The organism is Pseudomonas sp. B21-028, from assembly GCF_024749045.1.
Taxonomy (GTDB): Bacteria; Pseudomonadota; Gammaproteobacteria; order Pseudomonadales; family Pseudomonadaceae; genus Aquipseudomonas.
On the sequence record NZ_CP087184.1, the window covers coordinates 536,209 to 560,083 of the forward strand.

Annotated in this window: 15 protein-coding genes; 11 read left to right on the top strand and 4 right to left on the bottom strand. The window is 61.5% G+C overall.

Translation table 11 applies throughout. The annotated features are described in order from the left end of the window. Positions 1–83: 83 nt before the first annotated feature. The 4 genes from LOY35_RS02405 to aceE all read right to left on the bottom strand — a co-directional run bounded on the left by LOY35_RS02405 (position 84) and on the right by aceE (position 9,049). A complete protein-coding gene (locus LOY35_RS02405) occupies positions 84–2,777 on the bottom strand; it encodes a bifunctional diguanylate cyclase/phosphodiesterase (RefSeq protein WP_258630299.1) in 2,694 nt (897 codons plus the stop codon). A gap of 194 nt (positions 2,778–2,971) precedes the next feature. Further along, complete coding sequence (locus LOY35_RS02410; RefSeq protein ID WP_258630300.1) at positions 2,972–4,351, bottom strand: alkaline phosphatase D family protein; 1,380 nt, start codon at positions 4,349–4,351, stop codon at positions 2,972–2,974. A gap of 406 nt (positions 4,352–4,757) precedes the next feature. Further along, positions 4,758–6,392 (bottom strand): dihydrolipoyllysine-residue acetyltransferase, encoded by a 1,635-nt coding sequence (aceF, locus tag LOY35_RS02415; protein ID WP_258630302.1) that lies wholly within the window; start codon positions 6,390–6,392, stop codon positions 4,758–4,760. Positions 6,393–6,403: 11 nt separating this feature from the next. Beyond that, positions 6,404–9,049, bottom strand: a complete 2,646-nt coding sequence (gene aceE / locus LOY35_RS02420) for a pyruvate dehydrogenase (acetyl-transferring), homodimeric type (protein ID WP_258630304.1) — start codon at positions 9,047–9,049, stop codon at positions 6,404–6,406. Positions 9,050–9,431: 382 nt separating this feature from the next. Between aceE and glnE the strand changes: the two genes are divergently transcribed. The 11 genes from glnE (at position 9,432) to LOY35_RS02475 (ending at position 23,862) form a co-directional block, all read left to right on the top strand. After that, a complete protein-coding gene (gene glnE, locus LOY35_RS02425) occupies positions 9,432–12,371 on the top strand; it encodes a bifunctional [glutamate--ammonia ligase]-adenylyl-L-tyrosine phosphorylase/[glutamate--ammonia-ligase] adenylyltransferase (RefSeq protein WP_258630305.1) in 2,940 nt (979 codons plus the stop codon). A gap of 330 nt (positions 12,372–12,701) precedes the next feature. After that, on the top strand, positions 12,702–13,736 hold the full coding sequence (gene waaF, locus LOY35_RS02430; protein WP_258630306.1) for a lipopolysaccharide heptosyltransferase II: 1,035 nt from the start codon (positions 12,702–12,704) through the stop codon (positions 13,734–13,736). Position 13,737: 1 nt separating this feature from the next. Beyond that, entirely contained in the window at positions 13,738–14,796 is a 1,059-nt protein-coding gene (waaC, locus tag LOY35_RS02435) for a lipopolysaccharide heptosyltransferase I (RefSeq protein WP_258630308.1), read from the top strand. Then, the gene (locus LOY35_RS02440) at positions 14,796–15,917 is read left to right on the top strand and encodes a glycosyltransferase family 4 protein (RefSeq protein WP_258630312.1); all 1,122 of its coding nucleotides are present in this window, start codon (positions 14,796–14,798) and stop codon (positions 15,915–15,917) included. The genes waaC and LOY35_RS02440 overlap by 1 nt, the downstream gene beginning before the upstream one ends. Then, the gene (gene rfaP / locus LOY35_RS02445; protein WP_258630316.1) at positions 15,917–16,723 is read left to right on the top strand and encodes a lipopolysaccharide core heptose(I) kinase RfaP; all 807 of its coding nucleotides are present in this window, start codon (positions 15,917–15,919) and stop codon (positions 16,721–16,723) included. Before LOY35_RS02440 ends, rfaP begins: the two co-directional genes overlap by 1 nt. Further along, positions 16,723–17,457, top strand: a complete 735-nt coding sequence (locus LOY35_RS02450; protein WP_258630317.1) for a lipopolysaccharide kinase InaA family protein — start codon at positions 16,723–16,725, stop codon at positions 17,455–17,457. Before rfaP ends, LOY35_RS02450 begins: the two co-directional genes overlap by 1 nt. Further along, positions 17,454–18,206: a lipopolysaccharide kinase InaA family protein gene (locus tag LOY35_RS02455; protein ID WP_258630318.1), complete on the top strand. Its 753-nt coding sequence runs from the start codon at positions 17,454–17,456 to the stop codon at positions 18,204–18,206. The genes LOY35_RS02450 and LOY35_RS02455 overlap by 4 nt, the downstream gene beginning before the upstream one ends. Next, a complete protein-coding gene (locus tag LOY35_RS02460) occupies positions 18,206–19,657 on the top strand; it encodes a lipopolysaccharide kinase InaA family protein (RefSeq protein WP_258630319.1) in 1,452 nt (483 codons plus the stop codon). Before LOY35_RS02455 ends, LOY35_RS02460 begins: the two co-directional genes overlap by 1 nt. A gap of 278 nt (positions 19,658–19,935) precedes the next feature. Further along, a complete protein-coding gene (locus tag LOY35_RS02465) occupies positions 19,936–21,684 on the top strand; it encodes a carbamoyltransferase (RefSeq protein WP_258630321.1) in 1,749 nt (582 codons plus the stop codon). Beyond that, entirely contained in the window at positions 21,677–22,579 is a 903-nt protein-coding gene (locus LOY35_RS02470) for a glycosyltransferase family 2 protein (protein WP_258630322.1), read from the top strand. Before LOY35_RS02465 ends, LOY35_RS02470 begins: the two co-directional genes overlap by 8 nt. Further along, positions 22,537–23,862 (top strand): capsule biosynthesis protein, encoded by a 1,326-nt coding sequence (locus LOY35_RS02475; RefSeq protein ID WP_258630323.1) that lies wholly within the window; start codon positions 22,537–22,539, stop codon positions 23,860–23,862. The genes LOY35_RS02470 and LOY35_RS02475 overlap by 43 nt, the downstream gene beginning before the upstream one ends. The last annotated feature ends 13 nt before the right edge of the window (positions 23,863–23,875 follow it).

The window sequence follows — 23,875 nt, forward strand, 5'->3', positions numbered from 1 at the left end:
AATGCCGATGGGTTAAGAAAGACAGAACTGTGGTGCATTGGGGCTGCGGCGCAGCCCAGCGGGGATAAATCCCCTCGCCACAGTCAGTCAATTGGACCGCGCGGGTAGCGCTTGAGCTTCTCGATCAGCTCCGAGCCGGGGATGGGCCGGTCGAACAGGTAGCCCTGGCCGACATCGCAGCGATGGCGGCGCAGGAACGCCAGTTGCTGGGCGGTCTCGACCCCCTCGGCCACGACCTTGAGTTTCAGGTTGTGGGCCATGGCGATCACCGCGGAGGTGATTTCCATGTCGTCCTGGTTGTCCGGGATCTCATGGATGAAGCTGCGATCGATCTTGATGATGTCGATCGGGAATTTCTTCAGGTAACTCAGGGATGAGTAGCCGGTACCGAAATCGTCCATGGCCAGGGTCAGGCCCAGGCGCTTGAGCTGGTCGAGTTGCAGGTGGGTGTCTTCGGTGGCTTCCAGCAGCAGGCCTTCGGTCAGCTCCAGCTCCAGCAGCCGCGCGGGCAGTTGTTCTTCCTTGAGGATGCTGGCGATCGAGGCGACCAGGTCCGGGTCGGAGAACTGCTTGGGCGACAGGTTGATTGCCACTTGCAGATTGCCCAGGCCGGCGGCGGTCAGTTGCTTGCTCATGCGGCAGGCCTGGCGGGCGATCCACTTGCCGATGGGGATGATCAGGCCGGTTTCCTCGGCCACGCTGATGAACTGGTCCGGCCGGATCATGCCCTTTTCCGGATGGTTCCAGCGCAGCAGCGCCTCCATGCCCAGCAGGCGACCGCTGCGCAGGCACAGCTTGGGCTGGTAGAACACGTCGAGCTCGTTCTGGGTCAAGGCGCGGCGCAGGTTGTTTTCCACGAACAGCTTGTAGCTGGCCTCGGCGTTCAGTGCTTCGGTGAAGACCTGGACCTGATGCTTGCCGTTGGCCTTGGCCTTGTGCAGGGCGAGCCCGGCGTTACGCATCAGGGTCTGGGGATCGCGGCCATGCAGCGGGGCACAGGCCAGGCCCACGGAGCCGGTCACGCTGATCAGTTGGTTATCGACGAACATCGGCTTGTCGAGCGTCATCAGCAACTGGCTGGCGACCTGTTGCCCGGCCTCCAGGTCGGTGTCATCCAGCAGCACGGCGAATTCGTTACTGGCGAAACGTGCCAGGCTGCCGCTGGGGCTCAGGCTGTTGCGCAAGCGTCGGGCCAGGCTGATCAGCAGTTTGTCACCGGTCTGGTGGCCGAGGCTGTCGTTGATGCGCTTGAAGTTGTCGATGTCCACCAGCAGCAGGCTGATGGGCGAGTCGCTGTCCCGAGCGAAGCGTTCATCGAGGTTGCGAATGAACGCCGGGCGGTTGCCCAGGTTGGTCAGGTTGTCGGTGTAGGCCAGGCGTTCGATGCGCTGCTGGGCCAGTTTGGTCTGGGTGACGTCTTCGTAGATGCCGATGTAGTGGGTCAGCTCGCGGTTGTCGCCGTAGACCTTGGAGATCGACAGTTGGCCCCAATAGGGTTCCAGGTTCTTGCGCCGGCTCTTGAACTCGCCTTGCCAGCTATTGCTTTGGGCCAGGGCCGAGGGCGCGTCGAACAGCAGCTCGCTGAGGTTTTCCAGGGCCGGCAGTTCGGAGAGGCGTTGGCCGTGGACTTCCTCGGTGGTGTATTGGGTGATGGCGGTGAAGCTCGGGTTGACGTACTCCACCACACCGTCGCAGTTGACCAGCAGGAACGCGTTGGCGCTTTGCTCCACGGCACGCTGGAACAGGTGCAGGGCACTGGTGGCGATGCGTCGGTTGTGGTTGTTGATGACCTGGGCGAACTGGTCCGCCAGCTCACCGGCAAAGGCGATCTCGTCCGACTGCCAGGCACGGGTGGCGCCTACCTGCTCCAGGCAGAGCACGCCCACCACCTGGCCGTCGATCCGCACGCTGGCATCGAGCATGGCGTTGACGTTGCGGGCGCGCAGGCTTTCAGCCATCTCCCGGGTGCGTGGATCGCGTGTCGCGTTATGGGCATCGATGGCGCGGCAGGTCTGCAGCGCTTCCATGTAGTCGGGATACTCATTGGCGTCGATCACGTCTGGCCGAAAGTATTCCTGGGAAGCGCGGTTATAGGCGGAGATCGGCACCAGCTTGTCGTCCTCCAGGTTCCAGATGCTGGCGCAATCGATCTGGTAGATGTCGCAGGCGCTGCGGGTGATCAGTTCGGCGGCTTCCAGCAAGGAATTATTGGCGCTGTAGCGCTGGCGGGTCAGCAGCAGGATGAGGTCCTGCTGGGCGCGCACGCGGTCCAGATGCTGAAGCTGCTCCTGCTGGGCTCGCTGGTTCAGCTCCAGGGCGATCTGCAGGCGTGAGTTCTGGGTTTCCAGATCCAGGGCCGGCATCGATGGCTCGTTTTGCAGCAGGTTGTCCACCGCCAGCAGGTAGCCGCGCAGCAGGTGGCGATTGTGCTGTTTGTACGCTTCACCCATTTCCAGCAGGTTCATGGGGCCCTTGGCGGTGTGAAGCGTATAGCGGATCAGGTAACTCGGGGCCTGGGTCAGTTGCTCTTGAATGGCGTCATGCAGTTGATAGCGCGCTTCAGGCTCCATCAGGCTGGCATAGGGCGAACTGACCAACGAGCAAAGCTCCACCGCCGGCACGCCGAAGTAACGTTCGCAATTGGGGTCGAGGAACAGCAGTGCCCAGCTCGCTTCATTCAGCCGCTCGAAACGCAGCATACCGAGCCGCGAGGGCACCGGTAACTGCGTCACTACCTCGGCCGCCATACGGCTGGCGGCATCGGGTTGGCTTTTCATGGGGAAACTCGCTTCGAGAATGCTGATCGCGCCGGGCTGACGCCCCTCGTTATCAAGGATTGCCGCAAGGTTGCATCATTGCGACACTGGCTGACAAGAGAGATGAAGGCTAAGTGCTATAAACCTTATCGGCCGACAAGCGGATTTCTCCAGTCACCAGCCGATCAGAGGGCCTGGAGTGGGGTTACCGTTCGTCAGCGCAACGGGATATCGACCACCTGCAAAGGATACCCGTCACGGTCGTGAAAGGTCACGTGAAGGCTCTGGCTCGCGACATGCAGGTGCGCGAAGTTGTCCTGGCTGATCACTGTGCTGGTCAGCTCATAACGATAGTCACCGTTTTCGGTCCGGGCCATGGGCGCCTTGAAAATAAAATTCGAAGCGGCGGCGTAAGGCAGCAGTTCGCTGTTGCAAAACGGCGAGGCGACGATGGTATGCACCTCGAAACCGGGATCCTGGCTATGACACAGTCGGCTGGTCATGGAGCCATGGACGTCACCGGAGACGAAGATCACGTTTTTTATCCCCTGGCGACGAATGCACTCCAGTAATCGCAGGCGCTGTTGCGGGAAGGCCTGCCAAGCGTCGCCATCATCGAGTGCGCGATCAGGGTAGAACATGACGCTGGTAACGATGAATTTGACCCTGGCAGTGCTGTTCACCAGCCATTCGAGCAGCGACTGCTCCTGCTCGACATCCAGAATGCGCCGGTCTTCCATCGACACGTTGCGTCGTGTCCGGCTGTCGGTGACGAACCATTCGATATCGCCGTGAGCGAACTGATACCAGTAGTGCGGCAGCGACCTGCTCAATAGGCCGTCGCTTGAGAGTTCGTGGGCCGGGCCATGGCTGGCTTGATAGAGCTCGTAAGCGCTCATGGCGTTGGCGTAGAGAATGTCGTCATCGACTTGTTTGCTGGCAGGCCAGTTGTCTTCGATTTCATGGTCGTCGAGGATCATGTAGGTCGGTACGGTGGACATCAACCTGCTGATGTGGGGTTGGGAAAAGACAGTGCGGTACTTGAACAGGATGTCTTTGTAGGTCCGGTCCGGGGCAACAATGTTCAAGTCGTCGAGATAAACCTGGTCCCCCGTCATCAATACGCCGCTGATCGGCGGATTGGCTTGGTCGACGACGCGCTGGATGCCGGCGAACGTGCGATCGCCGAGTTCGGGGGCTGTAGGGACGCCGGCGGTGATTCGCAGATATCGGCAAGAACCCACGATATAAGCGTGTGGAGTGCCGGTTTCCGCCGTCGGGGTGCGTAACCGATGGAAGTCCTCGGGCCATTTCTGCGACGGTTCCGGGGCGGTTGTGTGAGGCGTGGTGAACCAGCCGGCCTGGTATTCATAGGCGGTGCCGGCTTGCAGGCCCCTCAAGATGATCACATCGGTCATGTCGCGATGGGCATGCAATTGAATGAAGTGTTCATTCATCCATTTCGTATCACCCCGGCGTCTGTAACGAAGTCCTGCGAATACCGCAAGCCTGGGGTCCTTGTCGCCGCGCAGGAATATCCGTGCGTGATCGGTCGTGGTGTGGCCGACAATCGGGCCGACGGTAGGTTTGAACATGTTCGAGTCCATTCGAAATGCAGCATTTTAAAAGTACTTGTGCGAGCAGAAAGTTGTCGCTGCGTGCCGATGCTAAAGCTCGACGCTGAATAAATACTGATAGGGAAGGGGACCCAAGTTGTGGGTAATGACTGATAGATGACGTAGGAAAGGTTGCCTGCAAGCGGCCTGATTCTTGTCAATCAAGACCGATATCCTGCAGGAGCAAAGCTTGCTCGCGATCAGGGCGAGTTCAGTCGATAACGATATTGGCTGATCCACCGATATCGCGAGCAAGCTTTGCTCCCACAGGTTCTGGTGCGTTTATAGCGGGCAAAAAAAGCCCCGCCGTCGGCGGGGTTGAGGTACGAGCGTGGCGCTCGGAAAACAGCGGTTCGGATGGCCCTCCGTGAGGAGGGCCATTCGTTTACAGCAGGATGGTACGAATGTCGCCCAACAGGTCGCTCAGACGCTTGGTGAAGCGTGCGGCGGCGGCGCCGTTGATCACACGGTGATCGTAGGACAGCGACAGTGGCAACATCAGCTTGGGCTGGAAGGCTTTACCGTCCCAGACAGGCTGGATGGTGGCCTTGGAGACACCCAGGATCGCCACTTCCGGCGCGTTGACGATCGGCGTGAAGCCGGTGCCGCCAATGTGGCCGAGGCTGGAGATGGTGAAGCAGGCGCCCTGCATGTCATCGGCGGTGAGCTTCTTGTTCCGGGCCTTTTCGGCCAGGGCAGCCGCTTCGCCGGCCAGTTGCAGCAGGCTCTTTTGATCGACGTTGCGGATGACCGGTACCAGCAGGCCTTCCGGGGTGTCGACGGCAAAGCCGATGTGCACGTATTTCTTGCGGATCACAGCCTTGCCGCTTGGCGCCAGGGAGCTGTTGAAGTCCGGCAGTTCCTTGAGCAGGTGTGCGCAGGCCTTGAGCAGCAACGGCAGCACGGTCAGCTTCACGCCGGCCTTTTCCGCCACGGCTTTCTGCGCGACGCGGAAGGCTTCCAGCTCGGTGATATCGGCCTGGTCGAACTGAGTCACGTGGGGGATGTTCAGCCAGCTGCGGTGCAGGCTCGACGCGCCGATCTGCATCAGGCGAGTCATGGCCACTTCTTCGGTTTCGCCGAAGCGGCTGAAGTCCACCGCCGGGATCGGCGGGATGCCCGCGCCGCCGGTGGCGCCTTCGGCCGGTGCATTCTTGGCCTTCTGCATCATGGCCTTGACGTAGGTCTGCACGTCTTCCTTCAGCACGCGACCGTGTGGACCGCTCGGGCCGACGGCGGACAGCTCGACACCGAACTCGCGGGCCAGTTGGCGCACAGCAGGGCCGGCGTGCACCTTGGCACCGCTTGGCGCAGGTGCTGCGACAGGGGCTGGCGCAGCCTCGGCCTTGGCGGCAGGCGCGGCAGCCGGAGCCGACGCGGCTTCAGCCTTGGCCGGTGCAGCGGCAGGGGCTGGAGCGGCGGGCGCGGCGGCGCCAGCCACTTTCAGCTTCAGGATCAGGTCGCCGGTGCCGACTTCGTCTTCCAGCTTGATCTCGACGCTTTCCACCACGCCGGCGGCCGGCGACGGGATTTCCATGCTGGCCTTGTCGGATTCCAGGGTGATCAGCGACTGGTCGGCTTCGACGGTGTCGCCGGCCTTGACCAGAACTTCGATGATCTTGGCCTTGCCCGACGAACCGATGTCCGGAACATGGATGTCCTGGACAGTGGCGGCGGCAGGCGCAGCGGCCGGAGCCGGAGCGGCCTCGGCAGCCGGGGCGGCAGCAGGCTTTTCAGCCGGTGCCGGGGCCGCCGCGGGAGCCGCTGCTTCAGGCGCCGCAGCGGCGCCTTCGACTTCCAGCTCCAGCAATTCGTCGCCTTCTTTCAGGCGATCGCCCAGCTTCACTTTCAGGCTCTTGATGACCCCGGCCTTCGGCGCAGGCACTTCCATGCTGGCCTTGTCCGACTCAAGCGTCAGGATGCTCTGGTCGGCTTCGATACGGTCGCCGACCTTCACAAACAGTTCAATTACTTCACCTTCACCGCTGCCGATGTCAGGTACGCGAATGAGTTCGCTCACGGAAATTCTCCTCAGCAGTCCAGTGGGTTGCGTTTTTCCGGATCGATGCCGAACTTGGCGATGGCTTCGGCCACCACTTTTGGTTCGATATCGCCACGGTCAGCCAGGGCTTCCAGGGCTGCCAACACAACGAACTTACGGTCGACTTCGAAGAAGTGACGCAGCTTCTTGCGGCTGTCGCTACGGCCGAAACCGTCGGTGCCCAGCACCTTGAATTCCTTGGATGGAACCCACTGGCGGATCTGCTCGGCGAACAGCTTCATGTAGTCGGTAGAGGCGATGACCGGACCTTTACGGCCGTTCAGGCACTCTTCGACATAGCTCAGTTTCGGCTTCTGGCCAGGGTGCAGGCGGTTGCTGCGCTCTACGGCCAGGCCGTCGCGACGCAGTTCGTTGAAGCTGGTCACGCTCCAGACGTCGGCGCCGATGTTGAACTCTTCACGCAGGATCTTCGCCGCTTCACGCACTTCGCGCAGGATGGTGCCGGAGCCCATCAGCTGGACGTGGTGCGCCGCTTCGCGGGTATCTTCCTCGAGCAGGTACATGCCCTTGACGATGCCCGCCTCCACGCCGGCCGGCATGGCTGGCTGCTGGTAGGACTCGTTCATCACGGTGATGTAGTAGAAGACGTCCTGTTGCTCTTCGGTCATCTTCTTCATGCCGTCCTGGATGATCACCGCCAGCTCGTAGCCGTAGGTCGGATCGTAGGTGCGGCAGTTCGGGATGGTCCCGGCCAGCATGTGGCTGTGGCCGTCTTCGTGCTGCAGGCCTTCACCGTTGAGGGTGGTCCGGCCGGCGGTGCCACCGATCAGGAAGCCACGGGTACGGCTGTCGCCTGCGGCCCAGGCCAGGTCGCCGATACGCTGGAAGCCGAACATCGAGTAGAAGATGTAGAACGGCAGCATCGGCTGGTTGTGGCTGGAGTACGAAGTACCGGCGGCAATGAAGGAGCTCATGGCGCCCGCTTCATTGATGCCTTCTTCGAGGATCTGGCCTTTCTTGTCTTCGCGGTAGAACATCACCTGGTCTTTATCGACTGGCTCGTAGAGCTGGCCGACGGACGAATAGATGCCCAACTGGCGGAACATGCCTTCCATACCGAAGGTACGGGCTTCGTCCGGGATGATCGGAACGATACGCGAGCCGATTTCCTTGTCCTTGACCAGTTGCGCGAGGATCCGCACGAAGGCCATGGTGGTAGAGATTTCACGGTCGCCCGAGCCGTCCAGGATCGCCTTGAGGGTTTCCAGTGGCGGGGTTGGAACGCTGAAGCTCTTGGCGCGACGCTGCGGTACGAAACCGCCCAGCGCGGCACGGCGCTCGGCCAGGTAACGGGCCTCGGCGCTGCCTTCTTCGGGTTTGAAGAACGGCAGGTTTTCCAGATCGCTGTCCTTCACCGGAATGTCGAAGCGATCGCGGAACAGCTTCAGGCTGTCGACATCGACTTTCTTGGTGTTGTGCGCGGTGTTCTTCGCTTCGCCGGCACCGGTGCCATAACCCTTGATGGTCTTGGCCAGGATGACGGTCGGCTGTTCCTTGTGGTTGACCGCCTGGTGGTACGCCGCGTAGACCTTGTATGGGTCGTGGCCGCCACGGTTGAGTTTCCAGATCTCGTCGTCGGACAGATCGGCAACCATGGCCTTGAGTTCAGGCGTGTTGAAGAAGTGCTCGCGGACGAACGCGCCGTCCTTGGCCTTGTAGTTCTGGTATTCGCCGTCGATGACTTCGTCCATGCGACGTTGCAGGATACCGTCGACGTCCTTGGCCAGCAGTGGGTCCCAGAAACGGCCCCAGATGACTTTGTTGACGTTCCACTGGGCGCCACGGAACACGCCTTCGAGTTCCTGGATGATCTTGGCATTGCCGCGAACCGGGCCGTCGAGGCGCTGCAGGTTGCAGTTGATGACGAAGATCAGGTTGTCCAGTTTCTCGCGACCGGCCAGGGAGATCGCTCCCAGGGATTCCGGCTCGTCGCACTCGCCGTCGCCCATGAAGCACCAGACTTTCTGCTTGCCCGGCTGGATGAAACCGCGGGCTTCCAGGTACTTCATGAAGCGCGCCTGGTAGATCGCCTGGATCGGGCCCAGACCCATCGAAACGGTCGGGAACTGCCAGAAATCAGGCATCAGCCAAGGGTGCGGGTACGAGGACAGGCCGTTGCCGTCCACTTCCTGGCGGAAGTTGTTCATCTGGTCTTCGGAAATACGACCTTCCATGAACGCACGGGCATAGACGCCTGGCGATGCGTGACCCTGGAAGTAGATCAGGTCGCCGCCGTGTTCGTCGGTCGGGGCCTGGAAGAAGTAGTTGAAGCCGATGTCATACAGCGTCGCGCTGGAGGCGAAGCTGGAGATGTGACCGCCCAGGTCAGAATCTTTCAGGTTGGTGCGCATGACCATGGCCAACGCGTTCCAGCGCACCAGCGAGCGAATGCGGCGTTCCATGAACAGGTCGCCAGGCATGCGTGCTTCGTGGGTAACGGGGATCGTGTTGCGGTACGGCGTGGTGATGGCGTAGGGCAGCTGCGAACCGCTACGGGTCGCGAGTTCGCCCATACGGGTCATCAGATAATGAGCACGGTCTTCGCCTTCTTTGTCGAGAACCGATTCCAGGGCGTCCAGCCATTCCTGGGTTTCGACGGGATCGAGGTCTTGCATGGCTTGCTCCAGGGCGGAAAGGCTACCAGAATCGGTTGCCTGAGTTTGCGACTGGCCTTGTGGGCAGACGGTATAAATTCTTGGATTGCCGAAGGTTGTTTCGGCGGCGTGTAGTTTTACTACAAATCGTCGGCTGTTTCAGCTTCTCGAATGTATAGACGAGTAGTAAAACTACACATGAAAGGCTTTTGGCCCCTCGTTCCGTTGTGAGAATAATCGTTACTGTTGGTCTTTTGCTAACTCGAACAGGTAAAAACTTGATGTCGGCTGCCAATAAAATCAGATTTTCAGCTATTTATCATCTTTGTTCGACAGTCAATCAGGTAGTGGCTTTTGAAAAAACACTACATCCAGCCTTCCCCGCGCCGATCAAGGATAGACCATGAGCCTGCCCCTGCTTGCCGAAACGCCGGCAATTCTCCAGTCATTGGTCAGCCGTGCCGAGCAGTCGTTCCGTGCGGCGGTCGCTCTGCTGGGCGACGACCTCGAGTTGTCTACCTGGACGCCGGAGCGCTGGAAGGAGTTCCATCGCGTCGCGGCCGCCAGTGATTTTGTCATCGAGCAGAGCCTGCGCGAGCCGTCGATGCTACTGGATCTGGTGCGCAGTGGCGAACTGGACCGCAACCTGGCCGCCGGCGAGATGCGCGCGCAGATCGGCGCGACGGTGCAGGCCGCCGAGAGCGAGGATGAACTGGGGCGCGTCCTGCGTCGCCAGCGTACCCGCCAACAGGTGCGGATCATCTGGCGCGACCTGAATCGCAAGGCCGACCTCGTTCAGACCTGCCGCGACCTCTCGGACATGGCCGATACCTGCATCGACCAGGCTTACCAGTGGCTGTACCAGCGCCTCTGCCAGCAATTCGGCACGCCCACCGGTCGACGCAGTGGCGCTGCGCAGCACATGGTCATCCTGGGCATGGGCAAGCTGGGCGCGGTGGAGTTGAACCTGTCGTCGGACATCGACCTGATCTTCGCCTACCCCGAGGGCGGCGAGACCGTTGGCGTGAAGCGGCCGTTGGATAACCAGGAATTCTTCATCCGGGTTGGCCAGCGCCTGATCAAGGCCCTGGACCCGATGACCGTCGACGGTTTCGTGTTCCGCGTCGACATGCGCCTGCGCCCCTACGGCTCGGCCGGTGCGCTGGTGTTGAGCTTCAACGCCCTGGAGCAGTACTACCAGGACCAGGGGCGCGACTGGGAACGCTACGCGATGATCAAGGCGCGGGTGGTGGCGGGCGACCAGGTGGCGGGCGCGCAGTTGCTCGACATGCTGCGTCCGTTCGTTTATCGCCGTTACCTGGACTTTTCCGCCATCGAAGCGCTGCGCACCATGAAGCAGCTGATCCAGCAGGAAGTGCGGCGCAAAGGCATGGCCGACAACATCAAACTGGGGTCGGGCGGTATCCGTGAAGTGGAGTTCATCGCCCAGGCGTTCCAGCTGATCCACGGCGGGCGCGACTTGAGCCTGCAACAGCGGCCACTGCTGAAAGTGCTGAGCACCCTGGAAGGCCAAGGTTACCTGCCTGCCAAAGTGATCGACGAGCTACGTCACGGCTATGAATTCCTGCGTTACACCGAGCATGCCATCCAGGCCATCGCCGACCGCCAGACCCAGATGCTGCCGGACAGTCCCCAGGACCAGGCGCGCATAGCATTCATGCTGGGCTTTGCCGACTGGGCGGCATTCCACGAGCAATTGATGTATTGGCGTGGGCGCGTGGCCTGGCATTTTGGCCAGGTCATTGCCGATCCGGATGAAGACGAGGGCAGCGAAAGCGAAGTGGTGGTGGGCGGCGAATGGTTGCCGTTGTGGGAAGACAGCCAGGATGAAGAGGCCGCATGCCGCCAGTTGGAGGAAGGCGGTTTTGTCGACGCGCCCAAGGCGCTGAAGACGCTGGCCGTCTTGCGCGCCAGCCCGCAACTGCGCGCCATGCAGCGCCTGGGGCGTGAGCGTCTGGATGCGTTCATTCCGCGTCTGCTGGCCCAGGCGGTGGAACATGCCGACCCAGACCTGGTGCTTGAACGGGTATTGCCCTTGGTGGAGGCGGTGGCTCGTCGTTCGGCCTATCTGGTCCTGCTGACGGAAAACCCCGGTGCCCTGCGGCGCTTGCTGACGCTGTGCGCGGCGAGCCCGTGGATCGCCGAGCAAATCACCCGTTTCCCACTGCTGCTGGATGAGTTGCTCAATGAAGGTCGTCTGTTCAAGCCGCCCCTGGCCCCGGAACTGGCGGCGGAGTTGCGCGAACGCCTGACGCGGATTCCCGAGGATGACCTGGAGCAGCAGATGGAAGCCCTGCGGCATTTCAAACTGGCGCACCGACTACGGGTGGCCGCGTCGGAAATCGCCGGCAGCCTGCCGCTGATGAAGGTCAGCGATTACCTCACCTGGCTGGCCGAGGCGATTCTCGAGCAAGTCCTGGCCCTGGCCTGGCGCCAGACGGTGACCAAGCATGGCGTACCGTCGCGCACCGACGGCAACCTGTGTGACCCAGGCTTCATTATTGTCGGTTATGGGAAAGTCGGCGGCCTGGAATTGGGGCATGGTTCCGATCTGGACCTGGTGTTCATCCACGACGGCGATCCCCAGGCAGAGACCGACGGGCCCAAACCCATCGACGGCGCACAGTTCTTCACCCGGCTCGGCCAACGGATCATCCATTTGCTGACGGCCCAGACCAACTCCGGACAGCTATATGAAGTGGACATGCGCCTGCGGCCGTCCGGGGCGTCGGGGTTGCTGGTCAGTTCCCTTGGGGCGTTTGCCCGTTATCAGGAGAATGAAGCCTGGACCTGGGAACACCAGGCGCTGGTACGGGCCCGGGTGTTGGTGGGCAGCCAGGATGTGGGCCACGCCTTCGAGAAAGTCAGGGCTCAGGTGCTGGGACGCAAACGCGACCTGCCGACGTTGCGCCAGGAGGTCAGCGAGATGCGGGCCAAGATGCGCGACAACCTTGGCAGCAAGGCCACGGCCGCCGGGACCGCGCCAAACGCTTTCGAGGCCACGGCGCCCTTCGATCTCAAGCAGGACGCCGGAGGTATCGTCGATATTGAATTTATGGTGCAATACGCGGCCCTGGCGTGGTCCGAGGAACACCCATCGCTGGCGCGCTACACCGATAACATCCGCATCCTGGAGGGGTTGCAAGAGGTTGGCCTGATGCCGCCCGAAGATGCCGCCCTGCTGCGCGAGGCCTATAAAGCCTACCGTTCCGCCGCTCACCGCCAGGCCTTGCAGAAAGAAGCCGGGGTGATCACCGGCGACCAGTTCGTGGAGGAGCGCCGACAGGTGCTGCGGATTTGGCGTGAGCTGGGATTGAGTTGAGTATTGAATGTGGGAGCGGGTTTGCTCGCGAAAGCGCTGTGTCAGGCGGCATTGATGTTGAATGTGCCGGCCTCATCGCGAGCAGGCTCGCTCCCACAATGGATTTGTGGTGTTTGATGCACTTGGGGTAGATGAAGCCCCCTGTGGGAGCGAGCCTGCTCGCGAAGGCGGAGTGTCAGGCGGCATTGATGTCGGATGTGCCGGCCCTTCGCGAGCAAGCTCGCTCCCACAGGGGTAGAGTGTTTTTGAAGGCAGAAGGTAACGACCTGGGCCACAGTGATTCTCGAGGCGGGGAGGCGTAGGCCTCCCCGTATCGTTTTTGGAAAGCACATGAATATTCTGATCGTTGGGCCCAGTTGGGTCGGTGACATGGTGATGGCGCAGACACTGTTCCAGTGCCTGAAACAGCTCCACCCACAGTGCGAAATCGACGTCCTGGCCCCCGAGTGGAGCCGGCCGATCCTGGAGCGCATGCCGCAAGTACGCAAGGCCTTGAGCTTTCCGCTCGGTCACGGTGTGCTGGAGCTGGCGACCCGTCGACGCATCGGCAAGTCCCTGGCCGGTCAATATGACCAGGCGATCCTGTTGCCCAACTCGTTGAAGTCCGCATTGGTGCCGTTCTTTGCCGGCATCCCCAAGCGTACCGGCTGGCGCGGCGAGTTCCGCTATGGCCTGCTCAATGATGTGCGCACGCTGGACAAAGATCGCTATCCGCTGATGATCGAGCGTTTCATGGCCCTGGCCTATGCGCCGGGTGCCGAACTGCCCAGGCCCTACCCGCGCCCTGATCTGCAGATCGACCCGGTGACCCGCGAAGCGGCGCTGGCCAAGTTCGGTCTGAGCCTGGACCGCCCGGTGTTGGCGCTGTGCCCAGGCGCCGAGTTCGGCGAGTCCAAGCGCTGGCCGGCGGATCATTACGCCCAGGTGGCCGAGGCGAAGATCCGCGAAGGCTGGCAAGTCTGGCTGTTCGGTTCGAAAAACGATCATTCGGTGGGCGAAGACATTCGCTCGCGGCTGATTCCGGGCCTGCGGGAAGAGTCGGTAAACCTCAGTGGCGATACGTCCCTGGCCGAGGCCATCGACCTGTTGTCCTGTGCCGATTCGGTGGTGTCCAACGATTCCGGACTGATGCACGTGGCCGCCGCGCTGAACCGTCCGTTGGTGGCCGTTTACGGCTCCACCTCGCCAGGCTTTACGCCGCCACTGGCCGACAAGGTTGAAGTCGTGCGCCTGGGCATCGAATGCAGCCCGTGCTTCGACCGTACCTGCCGCTTCGGTCATTACAATTGCCTGCGTCAGCTCATGCCGTCGTCGGTGAACGATGCCCTGGCACGTTTGCAGGGCTCTCCCGTGGAGGTCCAGTAACTTGCGGGTATTGCTGATCAAGACCTCTTCGCTGGGCGATGTGGTCCATACGCTGCCGGCGTTGACCGACGCGGCGCGGGCGATTCCCGGCATCCGCTTCGATTGGGTGGTGGAAGAAGGTTTCGCCGAGATTCCGACCTGGCACCCGGCGGTGGGCAAGGTCATCCCGGTGGCGATCCGTCGCTGGCGCAAGAACCTCTGGCAAACCATCAAAAGTGGCGAGTGGCGCCGCTTCAAGCAAAGCATGCGCGCCGAAAAGTACGACCTGGTCATCGACGCCCAAGGCCTGCTGAAAAGCGCCTGGCTGACCCGCTACGTCAAGGCCCCGGTGGCTGGCCTGGATAAAAACTCAGCCCGTGAACCCCTGGCGGCGCGCTTCTATTCCCGTCGCCTGGCGGTGGCACGCGGTCAACATGCGGTAGAGCGCGTGCGCCAACTGTTCGCCGTGGCGCTGGGCTACGACTTGCCCCAGAGCCTGGGCAATTACGGCCTGAGCGTCGATCGCCTGGTGGAGCTGCCGCGCGCATATCCTTATGTGGTATTCCTGCATGGCACGACCTGGGAGTCCAAGCACTGGCCGGAGTTGTATTGGCGCCAGCTCACCGAGCGCATGGGCCAGTTCGGCGTAGTGGTGAAGTTGCCGTGGGGCAGTCCGTTGGAAAAGGCCCGGGCCGAACGCATCGCCAAAGGGCTGCGCAACGCCCTGGTGTTGCCGAAACTGAACCTGGGCGGGATGGGCAAGATACTGGCCGGCGCCCAGGCCTGTGTGGCTGTGGACACTGGCCTCGGTCACCTGGCCGCCGCCCTGGACGTGCCGACTATCTCACTGCTCGGCCCCACCAACCCGGTGCTGACCGGCGCCTATGGCAAGGGCCAGATCCATCTCGCCAGCGATTTCCCCTGTGCGCCCTGCATGCAGAAACAATGCACTTATCCGCCGACCGCCGAAGATGCCCGTCTGTTTGACCTGAAACGCGAGCAGCCCTTGTGCTTTACGCGACTGAACCCCGAGCGTGTTGCCAGCCACCTGAGCACGTTATTGGCTGAGGAGCCGCGCTGATGCAATTGGCTTTTGTCCTTTATAAATACTTTCCTTTTGGCGGCCTGCAACGTGACTTCATGCGCATCGCCCTGGAGTGCCAGCGGCGTGGTCATCAGATCCGTGTCTATACGTTGATATGGGAAGGTGACGTTCCGCCGGGTTTTGAAGTGTTGGTGGCGCCGGTCAAGGCGTTGTTCAACCACCGTCGCAACGAGAAACTCAGCGCGTGGATGGAAGCCGACCTGGCCAAGCGCCCGGTGGACCGTCTGATCGGCTTCAACAAGATGCCCGGCCTGGACGTCTATTACGCCGCCGACGGCTGTTTCGAAGACAAGGCGCAGACCCTGCGCAATTCCCTGTATCGGCGCTGGGGTCGCTACCGGCACTTCGCCGAGTACGAGCGAGCAGTGTTCGCCAGGGACGCCAAGACAGATGTGCTGATGATTTCCGAAGTCCAGCAGCCGCTGTTCATCAAACATTACGGCACGCCGCTGGAGCGTTTTCATCTGTTGCCGCCGGGCATTGCCCAGGACCGTCGCCGACCCGCCGATGCCGATGCGATTCGTGCCGCGTTCCGTGCCGAGTTCGAGCTAGCCGATGACGATCTGCTATTGGTGCAGATCGGGTCCGGGTTCAAGACCAAGGGCGTGGACCGCAGCCTCAAGGCGCTCGCCGCGCTGCCTGCCGAACTGAAAAAACGTACCCGGCTGTTTGTAATCGGCCAGGACGACCCCAAGGTATTCCAGTTGCAAAGCGCCGCGTTGGGGCTCGGTGACAATGTGCGGTTCCTCAAGGGGCGCAGCGATATCCCGCGTTTCCTCCTGGGCGCCGACCTGTTGATCCATCCGGCGTACAACGAGAACACCGGTACCGTGCTGCTCGAAGCGCTGGTGGCCGGGTTGCCGGTACTGGTCAGCGCGGTATGCGGGTACGCCCATTACATCGCCGAGGCCGACAGTGGACTGGTGCTGGACGAACCGTTCGAACAGGCGCAGCTCACCAAGTACCTGGAGCGGATGCTGGGTGATGCCGAGGCGCGGGCGGCCTGGAGCCGCAATGGTCTGGCCTTCGCTGAAACGGCCGACCTCTACAGCATGCCGCAGCACGCGGCCGATGTGATATTGGCGGAGCACCCGTAATGAAATTGATGCTGGCCGAACCGTTCAAGAGCCTTTGGGCCGGGCGCGATGCGTTCGCCGAAGTCGAGGCACTCAAGGGCGAGGTCTATCGTGAACTCGAAGCCCGGCGCACCTTGCGCACGGAGGTGGACGGGCGCGGATTCTTCGTGAAGATCCACCGGGGCATCGGCTGGGGCGAGATTCTCAAGAACCTGGTCACCGCCAAGCTGCCGGTCCTCGGTGCGGGGCAGGAGTGGAAAGCCATCCAGCGCTTGCAGGAAGTCGGCGTGCCGACCATGACCGCCGTTGCGTATGGCGAAAAGGGCCAGAACCCGGCGGACCAGCACTCCTTCATCGTTACCGAAGAGCTGGCGCCGACCATCAGCCTCGAAGACTTCAGTATCGACTGGGTCAAGCATCCGCCGCAGCCGGCGCTCAAGCGGGCGCTGATCGCCGAAGTGGCGCGCATGACCGGCATGATGCACCGTGCCGGGGTCAACCATCGCGACTGCTACATCTGCCATTTTCTGCTGCACACCGACAAACCGGTGTCCCCACAGGATTTCAAGCTCTCGGTGATCGACCTGCACCGCGCCCAGACCCGGCCGGCCATCACCACCCGCTGGCGCAACAAGGACCTGGCTGCGCTGTATTTCTCGGCGCTGGACATCGGCTTGACCCGTCGCGACAAGCTGCGCTTTTTGAAGGGCTACTTTCAGCAGCCGCTGCGCCGGATCCTGGCGCAGGAGGCCGCACTGTTGAGCTGGCTCGACGCCAAGGCCAACAAGCTCTATGCCCGTAAACAGCGATACGGGGATGCGCTCTGATGTCGGGTTGGAAACTGGAACCGGCCTACGCCGAGCTGGCGCAGGATTTCGGCAGCCTCGACGCTGTGTTTGCCCTGCAAGGGGAGCGCTTGACCCGCGACCCGCTGTCGGAGGTGATCCGCGTACAGCGCAATGGCGTGAACTACTATGTCAAGCGCTACGTCGGCGCCGGCAAGGGCTTGCGCCGTTACCTGGGCAGGCCGCGAGTCAAGTCCGAATGGCAGAACCTCAAGCGCTTTGCCAAGTGGGGCATCCCCACGGCCGAGATCGTGGCATGGGGCCTGGAGCGTCACGGCGCGTCCTATGCCCGGGGTGCGATGATCACTCGCGAACTGCCCCACACCGAAGACCTCTCGGCCCTGGCCGATCGTCACGACCCGCGGTTGGCCGATCGCACCTGGGTCGATGGAGTGAGTCGGCAACTGGCTGGCTACACCCGGACCATGCACGAGCATCGTTTCACCCATAACGATCTGAAGTGGCGCAATCTGCTGATCGACGATCAGTCACAGCTGTTCCTGATCGACTGCCCGAACGGTGATTTCTGGCGTGGCTTCTGGCTCAATTACCGCATCACCAAGGACCTGGCATGCCTGGATAAAGTCGCCAAGTATCACTTGTCGGCCACCCAGCGCCTGCGTTTCTATCTGCAATACCGCCAACGCGACCGACTCGACAGGTGCGACAAGAAACGCATTCGTCACGTGGTGAGATTTTTCGAGGGGCGTGAATGACTGATTTCCTGGCCGCTGAAGACCGGCCATTGCTGGAGCGCCACGGCCTGGACAGTTTCGAGGCCCTGTGGTCCCGGCAACTGGACGCGGTGGACGAACCCAACACTTCGGGAGACGGCTGGAGCAGTGTGTTCCGGTTGGAACTGGAAGGGCGGGGCTATTACCTCAAGCGCCAGAGCAATTACCTGACGCGGACCTTGTCCCACCCCTTAGGTGAGCCAAGTTTTTCCCGGGAGTTTCGCAACATCAGCCATTATCGCCAGCTGGGAATACCGGCCCTGCAAGCGGTGTTCTACGGCCAGCGCAAGATCGACGGCGAGGTGCGGGCAATCCTGCTGACGCGGGCCCTGGATGGCTGGAGTGACCTGGATTCGCTATTGCAGGGGTGGTCGGCGCTGACAGCGACACACCGTTCGACCATCCTGAAGGCCTGTGGTCAATTGGCGCGACGCCTGCACGGCATGCGTCAGGTCCACGGTTGCTTTTACCCCAAGCACATCTTTCTGCAAGCGACTGTCGACGGCTATCAGGCGCAGTTGATCGACCTGGAGAAGACCCGCCCGCTGCTGTTCGGTCAGCGCGACAGGATCAAGGATCTTGAGCCTTTGCTGCGTCGCGCGTCAGTCTGGAATGAGGGCGAGGTTCGCCAGTTGCTGGCTACCTATCTGGACCAGCCGCCGGACGCCGCTCTGGTCGACCGCTGGTTGACCCGCCTGACCGCCCGGCGCAGCCACAAGGAAGCCCGTTGATGTTTTTGTCCGAATTGAAAAGCGCCGGTCGCAGTCCCGGCCTGCCCCTGAGCCTGGCGCTGGCCGATGCCGCCGGCCCGGCGCAATTGCAGTTGCTGTCGCTGTTGCGGGTGTTGCCGGGCCAGCGTTATGTCGGTGCCGGCGTCTGGCGCGGCCGCCCGGTACTGGCCAAATTGCTGGTCGGCAGCAAGGCCGCCCGGCATTTCCAGCGCGAACTGCAAGGCGTGCGCCTGCTGGCGGAACAGGGTTTGACGACGCCGTTGTTGTTGGCCGACGGTCTGAAAGATGGCGAGGGCGGTTGGTTGTTGTTCGAGTTACTCGAAGGCGCCGAAAGCCTGGGGGATGCCTGGAAACAGGTCGAGCACCTGCCGCTGTTGGCCGACGAGCAAGCGGCGGTGCTGGCCGAGGCCTTGGGGGTCATTGCACAACTGCATGGCAAAGGTTTGTGGCAGGAAGACCTGCACTTGGACAACCTGCTGCGCCACGACGGTCAACTCTATTTGATCGACGGTGCCGGCATCCGTGCCGAGACGCCGGGGCAGCCCTTGTCGCGACAAAAGGTGTTGGAAAATCTTGGGGTGTTTTTCGCCCAGTTACCCAAGTCCATCGAGCCATTCACCGAAGAGTTGCTGGTGCACTATCTGCTGGGCAACGCCGAACACGCACTGCCCATGGAGGCGCTGCAGAAACAGATCGACAAGGTGCAGGCCTGGCGGCTGAACGACTTCCTGGAAAAGGTCGGGCGCGAATGCAGCCTGTTCAGTGTGCAACGTGGGGCTTTCGGCCTGCGGGCGATCCGGCGTGACGAAGAAGCGGCCATGATACCGGTGCTGGAGCGGGCGGATGCCTTGCTGGACCAGGGCCACTTGTACAAGACCGGTGGCGCGGCGAGTGTCGGCAAAGTCGAGGTGGGCGACCGTACCCTGGTCATCAAACGCTACAACATCAAGAATTTCGCCCATTGGCTCAAGCGCTTCTGGCGTCCCAGTCGTGCCTGGCATTCCTGGCGCGAAGGCCATCGCCTGGCGTTTCTCGGCATCGCCACCCCCAAACCCCTGGCGTTGCTGGAAAAGCGCTTCCTGTGGCTGCGGCGTGGTGCCTACCTGGTGACCGAATATCTGTCGGGGCCGGACATCATCGAACGCTTTGCCCCTTACGTCGAAAGTGGCGAGGCGCCCGAAGCCGAGTTGCTGGCGCTGGACCGATTGTTCGCCGACCTGATCCGCGAGCGCATCAGCCACGGCGACCTCAAGGGACACAACCTGTTCTGGCAGCAGGATCGCTGGGCACTGATCGACCTGGATTCCATGTGCCAGCACCGCACCGACGCCAGCTTCGCCCCGGCCTATTCCCGGGATCGGGCGCGGTTCATGCGCAATTGGCCTGAAAGTAGTGCGTTGTTTCGGGTGATTGATCAGCGGTTACCCAAGGATATTTCCGGCGAGTCCTGAATCGGGCCTGCGGCCCTATCGCGAGCAGGCTCGCTCCCACATTAGTCTGCAGCGTACTGTGGGAGCGAGCCTGCTCGCGAAGGACGGAGTACCAGGCACCTGAGCATTCAGGACTGCCCAGGTTTTACAGGCACCAGGCGCTCGCCACTCACCGCTAGCGGCTTACCGTCGCTTTTACGCTATAATCCCGCCCTTTAGCTGCCCAACGCCCCGGCGAGCGGCACATTCATTTTTCGCGGCGCTTGTCGCCCGTATGCAGACTTAAGAGGCTAGACCCTGTGGCATTGACGATTCTTGGCCTGTCCGGCGCCCTTAGCCATGATCCTTCCGCAGCGCTGTACATAGACGGCAAGCTGATCGCGGCGGCCGAGGAAGAGCGTTTCGTACGCGATAAACATGCAAAGAACCGCATGCCCTATGAGTCGGCGAAGTTCTGCCTGGAGCAGGCCGGCATCAAGCCATCCGATGTGGATGTGGTGGCAATTCCGTTCGCGCCGATCAGCCTGTTCGGCGAGGCGCGCTGGCACTACGCCAAGCGCTATTGGTATGCCCCGGACCGCGCCCTTGATGCGATCTTGATGGGCAACCGTCGCTACAAGCGCTATCGCCGCAAGATCGTCTGGTGCCTGGAGCAATTGGGCTTCGATCCGAAAAAGATCAAGATCGAGCCGGTCGAGCACCACTTGGCCCACGCCTCCAGCGCGTATCACTGCTCGGGTTTCCAGGAAAAGACCGCGATCCTGGGCATCGACGGCAAGGGTGAGTACGCCACGACCTTCTTCGGCTACGGCGAAAACGGCAAGATCCACAAGATCAAGGAATTCTTCGATCCGGACTCCCTGGGCGGTCTGTATGGTGCGATCACCGAATTCCTTGGCTTTGAAATGCTCGACGGCGAATTCAAGGTCATGGGCATGGCGCCCTACGGCGATGCCAGCAAGTACGATTTCTCGCGCCTGGCCTCGTTTGAGAACGGCCAGTTGGTGATCAACACCGAATACGCCAACGTGATCGGCCTGCGCCGCTATAAAGAGAAGGGCAAGGGGTTCTACTTCTCGCCGAAGCTGATTGAATGGCTCGGTCCCAAGCGCGAAGGCGATATCGCCGACGAGCCGTACATCCATTACGCGGCCAGCATGCAGGCGCTGTTCGAGAAACTCGCGCTGCAGATGATCGACCACTACCTGGGCGACGTGCTCAAGGAAACCGGCAAGCTGGCTTTCGCCGGCGGTTGTGCGTTGAACGTCAAGCTGAACCAGAAGATCATCGCCCGTGACGACGTCAAGGAGCTGTTCGTGCAGCCGGCTTCCGGCGACGCCGGTACCGCGGTGGGCGCGGCCGCCTATGTGTCCCATGCCCGTGGCGTGCCCGTGGAGAAGATGGAACACGTCTACCTCGGCCCGGCCTACAGCAACGAAGACGTGATCGCCGCCTGCGCCCGTCATCCGAGCAAACCGGCGTGGCGCAAGATCGATAACACCCCCGAGCGCATTGCCAAGATCATGGTCGACGGCAACCCGGTGGCCTGGTTCCAGGGCCGCATGGAGTTTGGCCCGCGCGCCCTGGGCGGTCGCTCGATCATCGGTTGCCCGAGCGCCAGCGGCGTGGCTGATCGCATCAACGAGCAGATCAAGTTCCGCGAGCGCTGGAGGCCTTTCTGCCCGTCGATGCTCGACACCGTCGCGCCGCAGATGATCAAGGTCGATCATCCCGCACCCTTCATGACCTTCACGTTCGAAGTGGCCGAAGAGTGGAAAACCCGCGTGCCGGAAGTTGTCCATGAGGACGGTACTTCCCGGGCCCAGGTGCTCAAGCGCGAATACAACCCGCGCTACTACGACATGATGAAAGCCCTGGAAGTCCTGACAGGCAACGGCGTGTCCCTGAACACCTCGCTCAACCGCCGCGGCGAACCGATGATCTGCTCACCGACCGACGCGCTGAACATGTTCTATGGCTCTGACCTGCAATACTTGATCATGGAAGACATTCTGGTGGTCAAAGACAGCGTGGATGCTTATGACTGAGGTTTTGGTTAGCGTTGTAATACCCGCCTATAACTATGCCGAAACCTTGCCGCGTGCGGTGAACTCGGTGGTAGCGCAGTTGGGGGATTCCAAGGCTGAACTGCTGGTAATCGATGACGGTTCCACGGACGCGACGCCGCAAGTCCTGGAGCGGCTGTTGGCGAAACATGGCGGCATCTTCCGGGTGCTGCGTAAGCCCAATGGAGGGTTGTCTTCGGTGCGCAATCGCGGGATCGAAGAGGCTAGGGGGGACTACCTGATTTTTCTCGACGCCGATGATGAGATGGCCCCTGGCGCGCTGGCAATGGTGGCCGGGCATATTGCCTGTCATCCCGAAAGTCGCATGATCATTGGCGGGCATTGGTCGGTGTTCGCCGATGGGCGGCGCGTCCGACACTGCGTCAGGCCACTGCCTGCGACGCCGCGGAAACGGGTTTGTGCCTACTTGCTGGAAAAAACGATGTCGCTGTCCAATGGTGCCTGTGTGATGCACCGCGAAGTGTTCGGCCCGGGCAATTACCCTGAACATTTGCATAACGTCGAGGATATTCCGGTGTTTGCCCAGGTGTTGGCAGGTTTCACCTGCAGCGTACTTGACCAGCCGCTGGCGCTGATCCACAAGCACGACGACAGCATGCGTCATGACCTCAAGCAAAGCTTGGCGGCCGGGGTGGGGATGGTCGACGAAGTGTTTTCACCGGCACGCCAGCCGCACTTGCAAGACTTGCGCAAGGCGTTTATGGCGCAACGTTGTCTGTCGCTGTTCCGCGATTGCTACAGCGCTGGTGAGTACGCCAAGGCCAAGACCTTTTATGCCGAAGCGGTGCGCATCGACATCCGCTCGCTCGTGCGTTGGTCTTACACCCGCAAGGCCATTCGGTTGTTGTTCAGATGAAGAGGCAATCTCGCCAAGAAAGCCGCATCCGGGTTGACGAAAGTTGGGCACGCAAAGCCCGCGAGCTGGACCGTTATCGATGGAAGCTGCTGCGCGAGCGCCATGGTTTCTGTGCCAGTCTGCTGCGATTGATCCGTGATGTGCTGGTGGACGTGGCCATCGGGCTTCGCGCCAGAGCGTGCCTGAGACGTTCGGTGGAGATTGCTCCCTGCGAGGTGTTACTGCTGCATTCGGCACCCAAGTCCATGGCTTTACAACGCAAAAATCTCCTGATCGACGCTCTGCGCAGGCGTGGGCATCAATTGACCGAGGCGGCGTTGCGCTCGTCGTCGGATGCCTGTGCCGAGCGTATGCTCCTGGTGCCGCCAGAGCCCGTACCTTTACGTTACCTGGCGTACGCCGCCCATGCTCAATGGTTGGTGGTGACGTACCAGCCTACGGTGTTGATCAATGAGCGCAACGGCAGCCTGCACGCGCCTTTCCTGCGCCTGGCACTGGCGGCTCGGGGTGCTCGTCTATTGCATCTGGCCCATGCCGCTACGCTGGAAGCCTCCCGACGCCTGTCGATGAACGACTACGACTATTACGGCCTGTTCGGCAGCAGCTCACTAATGGCCTTGCAGAAACGTAAGATGCGATTCGGTGAATCCACCGCGGTGCTTGTGGGTTCCTACCTGGCCGATGAGACCTATAACCTGCCTGTCGCCGATCCAGCGCTACGTACTTTGCTAATCCTCGGGGTTGGCCCCGACCGGGAAAAAGAGGCAGGTTACCAAGAGACCTATCGCCTGTTGCGCGATTGGGCCGCGCAGCATCCGGACTATCGCATATTGTTCAAGCGGCATCCGCGGAGCAAGGCGCAATTTTGGGGTGCCGCCGCGCAGCAGTTCCCCCACATCGAATTGCTCAATAGCCAATGTTCACTGGCGCAAGCCCTGGCCCAGGCCAGCGTGGTGGTCAATATCATGTCCAATGCTGGTATCGAGGCTGGCCTGGCGGGGCGGCCTGTGATCCACGTAAACGCCAGTGGGGACGTGGATCTCTTTTCCCACTCCTTGTTTTTCGGGCCGCAGGTTTGCGATCAGGCGGCCTTTTCCTGTCAGTTGCAATGGGTCGAGCAGGATTACCTGAGGCAGGTGGAGCAGGCCCGGCGCTTTGCTGATTATCACCTTGCGCACGGTTCTCAGGGGCTTTCGAAGACGGTTCAGTTGGTCGATGACCTGCTGCGCGGTGTGGATCCTGCTATCGATTTCGAAACCGTCCCGCTCCCTGCCGCTGGTTGAGGCGGGTGTCTGG